General features: G+C 50.7%; 5 protein-coding genes. 1 reads left to right on the top strand and 4 read right to left on the bottom strand.

All coding sequences use genetic code 11. The features are described 5' to 3' along the window. Both MR847_RS01115 and MR847_RS01110 read right to left on the bottom strand, forming a co-directional pair. On the bottom strand, nt 1-547 hold a 547-nt coding region (locus tag MR847_RS01115; protein WP_502798489.1), incomplete at its 3' end, for an ammonium transporter. 12 nt (nt 548-559) lie between these two features. Further along, nucleotides 560-901 (bottom strand): P-II family nitrogen regulator, encoded by a 342-nt coding sequence (locus tag MR847_RS01110; RefSeq protein ID WP_100426329.1) that lies wholly within the window; start codon nt 899-901, stop codon nt 560-562. A 250-nt stretch (nt 902-1,151) separates the two neighbouring features. On the opposite strand from MR847_RS01110, the gene MR847_RS01105 reads away from it, so the two are divergent. Next, nucleotides 1,152-1,739, top strand: coding sequence for a hypothetical protein (locus tag MR847_RS01105; protein WP_287722692.1), 588 nt, complete (start codon nt 1,152-1,154; stop codon nt 1,737-1,739). A 111-nt stretch (nt 1,740-1,850) separates the two neighbouring features. Here the strand turns inward: MR847_RS01105 and MR847_RS01100 are convergent, their stop codons facing one another. Together MR847_RS01100 and MR847_RS01095 are read right to left on the bottom strand one after the other, a co-directional pair. Beyond that, nucleotides 1,851-3,536 (bottom strand): glycoside hydrolase family 9 protein, encoded by a 1,686-nt coding sequence (locus tag MR847_RS01100; RefSeq protein ID WP_287722690.1) that lies wholly within the window; start codon nt 3,534-3,536, stop codon nt 1,851-1,853. Nucleotides 3,537-3,645: 109 nt separating this feature from the next. Further along, nucleotides 3,646-3,978: hypothetical protein (locus MR847_RS01095; protein WP_287722688.1), on the bottom strand; the 333-nt coding region annotated here is incomplete at its 5' end.

Genomic DNA, 3,978 nt, shown 5'->3' with positions numbered 1-3,978 from the left:
CGGCGAGGTCGTGGAACACGTGACCGAAATGCGTTGCAAGGAAGCCGTCTTCAGCGCCGAGCCAGCCGCCGCCCCATGTCCAGGAACCTACGATCGGGTAGACGAAGGCGACGTATACAAGCGTGAACACGAGGAAAGAACTCAGCTTGATACGTTCTGCGACAGCGCCCGAGACGATCGTCGCAGCGGTAGCGGCAAACATCGCCTGGAACAGCCAATCGGCAAAGAGTGTAAAGTGGCCGTTGTATTCCGGTGAGAAGGCTTTCGGGTTGTTGAACCAGTCGCCGATGCCGAAGCCTCCGAATCCGAGGAAACCGTTAAAGGATCCCGGATACATCAGCCCGAAACCGATGATACCGTAGACGGTGATGCCGATTGCCGGAACGGCGATGTTCTTAAAGCAGATGTTTGCACTGCTCTTGGCACGGCAAAGGCCGGATTCCACGCAGGCAAATCCAAGGCCCATAATGAACACGAGCATCGCACTGATGCAGATCCAGAGGTTTTCGCTCACAAAGAGAGCGTAGTCGGGAGTGACAGTTTCCATTTTTTATTCTCCTTAACCAATTGCTTCCGGGCCAGTTTCGCCAGTGCGGATGCGGACACATTGTTCAAGATTCTGGACGAAAATTTTTCCGTCGCCGATGTTGCCGGTTCGAGCACCTTTGATAATGGCGTCGATGCAGGGTTGCACATATTCGTCATTGAGGGCGATCTGCAGGCGGATCTTCTTCAAGAGCTGTACTTCGGTTTCCGTTCCGCGGTAGCTCGAGGTATAACCCTTCTGCTGACCGCAGCCAAGAACGTTAGTGACGCTCATCTTGAAAATGCCGGCTTCGTAAAGGGATTCCTTGACGCTGCCGAGCTTTTCGGGCTGAATGTATGCGGTAACGACTTTCATTTTCTTTCTCCAGTTTTTGTCGTTGTAAGACCGGTTTGATCTTTTCGCTTTCATACATTGCAAAAGTCGTGCCAATACGGAAAATGGCGAAATTTTCTAAATTTTAATGGTTACGAATGTGAAAATTGACAAAAATGTGATGTAAAATCAACAAAACTACAAAATTGGCAAAATTCAAAAATATTGATTTATCTGTAAAGTGGTCGCCCGAAATCTTACCAATTAACTACTCGCAGCTAGCCTGCTTTCCTTGAATTTGATCAGTTGCGCTGCAGGTCACAAAAATGTCGATTCAAGCTGGACAGAAGCTCCGAAGACGATTTCTGTCCTTTTCACAGAGCCGATCGTGCAGAACAAGGATGACGTCGAAGACGATCTTCCGGAATACAAGGACAATTTCTCCGGCTGGTTCAGCGAACAGCTCAAGGCTGAATTTGCGGAACAGACTGGCATTACGCCGTCTGCCGTGGAACAGAAGAGCGATGACGCTTTCGATATGACTGTGACGAAGCTCGGCAAGAAGGAATACAAGGTTCCGAATCCGAAGTTTGACGCGATTGGCGTGGGTGAAGGTTTTGTCGTCTCGATCGCTTTCCTCGATATTTCGCGCCTTTCGGAAACCCGCATGATCGTCCCGGGCAGCTTCGAAACCAAGAGCTATTTGCAGTACCTCGGCCAGTATACGATTGCGGATGTGGATGGCAAGAAGGTCGTGACGAGCGGTATGTTCAAGGCTCGCGTGACCCTCGGCTTCGCTCTTCAGAAGGGTGACTGGGAAGAAAACGTAAAGAACCTTGTTGAAGAAATCATCAAGGATACACCGCTCGAAAAGAAGTAATTCTTTTTTCGGTTTTGTTTGGGGAGAGAAATCTCCAAAAAAGAGCCTCTTTCGTTCGAAAGAGGCTCTTTTTTATGGATTACTTTACTCCGTTCGCAATGACACGGAAGATTACTCCAGGTAAATCGCTTGCAGTGCGGCGGCGAGGTAAGCGAAAGGCGCGTTCCAGTTGATTGCCACTTCGTTAGTCGCGTAGCTGCAGTGGGCATCGAGATAAGCGAGGGCTGGCTTGTCTGCTTTGGCGTAATCTTCGCACTTCCAGGCTTCCTTGCCGATATCCTGCTTGCCGAGGTGCGGTCCGCCGACGAGCATTCCCGGAATAGGTTCGTCCACGTTATCCGCTTCGCTTGGGCGGTGGTGCGGATGATGCGGATATCTGTCGCCAAAGCCCGTGACGTAAGAAATTTGCAGGGGATTCTTGCCGAGAAGGTAGTCGAGGGATTGCTGTGCGGCGTTCAGGTATTTGACATTGCCCGTCGCCTTGTAAGCATGCAGCAGAATGATGCCGTTGTTTGCCACGGCGCTGTTAGAACCCCAAGTCCAGTTCCATGGATGCATGGCAAGATAATAACCGGCAGAATCGACCGCCTTGAGCAGGCTTTCGGCTTCGTTCAAGAGTATCTGCTTCGCTTTTTCGTGGAGTTCCTTGCCGTAGAGCTTGGCGTCTTTTGCCATTCTGTACACAGCGAGGAAGTTCATGTCGCCCCACCAAGGGCCGTTGCCGTTTACGGGGTTTGCCTTTAATTCGTCAAGATATTTTTTTGCCTGTGTTGCACGGTAAAGCTCCGCGGCGGCAAATCGGAATTCATCCTTGCCGTTTTCGTCCGCTGGCTGGTAGCTTCCCGTGTTCACGTCGGCAGGCTGCGAATAAAGGTTTTTCGGATTCTTTTTAGCCCAGGCGTATGCGCGTTCGGCTGCCTTCAAAAGCCGATCTGCGTAGGCTGCATCGAACTTCTTGTAAATGACGGAAGCCTGAGCCAAGGTTCCCGCAAAGTCGAGCGCCGCGGCAATTCCTTTTCCGATGGCGTAGCGGTCCGCTTTGTCGCCTTCCGGCATGACCGTCGAGCTGAACCTTAACGTGGTGAGCTTGTGGAAAACGCTTCCGTCTTGATCCTGCATGTCGAGCATCCAGTCAAGGTTCCAACGGACTTCTTCCAAAATGAGCGGAAGGTTCGGCATTTCGCGTGGAATATCCCACACAAGCTGATCTGCATAGGCGGTATAGTTTTCATAAAAATCGAGCAATGTCGAAACGGTAATTCCCGAATTCACAATGTACTTTCCGTAGTCGCCGGCATCGTACCAGCCTTTGGGAGCGCTGATGGTACGCTTTTCGCCGTATACCAAAACATGCGTGTCTGGGTGGCCTGCGGCGCGAGCCCATTTGCCTGCATACTTGGAATCGAGCGCGGTGCTCGAACGCTGGAAATAGAACCACTTGAGTGCGGCCTTCGCGACATCTTCGTAAGGACGTTCCGTGATTTGGATCGGGGCGCCGAGAATATCGCCGTTGCGCACGAGCTGATAGGTTCCCGGATTCTGAAGCCTCGAAAAATCGAACGCCTGGACTTCTTCGCCACTTGCGTTCCATTCGTAAACAAGCGGAGCTTCGACCGTCAGCACGCTTTTCCCTGAGCTCATTTCGCGGATTTCGAGCGGGTTCGCATCATTGCCAGGAATGACAGCGAGCTTTTGCGCCTTGGGGGTATAACCCAACTGGTTGACCGCAGGAAGTGCCGCTGCGCAAATGGAAACGCCGATAGCCGGCGAAAGAAAAAGTATGCGTAATCTGAGCATCCAAGACCTCATCCTAAATTTTCTCCGAAAATACACTTTTTGCTTAGAAGAGAGCGTTCTTGTAAAAGATTTATGTTTTCAGGCGAAAACAGCGAAATTTCGCAAAGATTTATGGAATCTGAATTTCGAAAGATCCTGTCCAGTCGCTGTAATCGTTGTCGGCATAGGGCCGTACCGCCGTGATGGTGTACGTGCAGGATGTTGCGCTACTGCCGGTATAATATTCGATGGAAGACTGTTCGTTCGACGTCAGGTAGATGTAGGAAGTCCCGTATTTTTTGTAACCGTTGTCGCAGACGAGGTTGTAATCGATATACAGGGAAGGGAGGCTCTTGTCCCAATTGTTCTTTATGACGACGATAAGGTATGTGGAATACGTATACTCGGTATCGAAATAGGCGTCGACAATATTAAAGTCGTCCCCTGGAGCGATTTCGTCCGT

Origin of the sequence: Hallerella sp. (assembly GCF_022776125.1) — a bacterium.
In the GTDB taxonomy this organism is placed as follows: domain Bacteria; phylum Fibrobacterota; class Fibrobacteria; order Fibrobacterales; family Fibrobacteraceae; genus Hallerella; species Hallerella succinigenes.
Note: the sequence above shows the minus strand (reverse complement) of the source record. Positions and strands in the feature narration are given on the sequence as shown.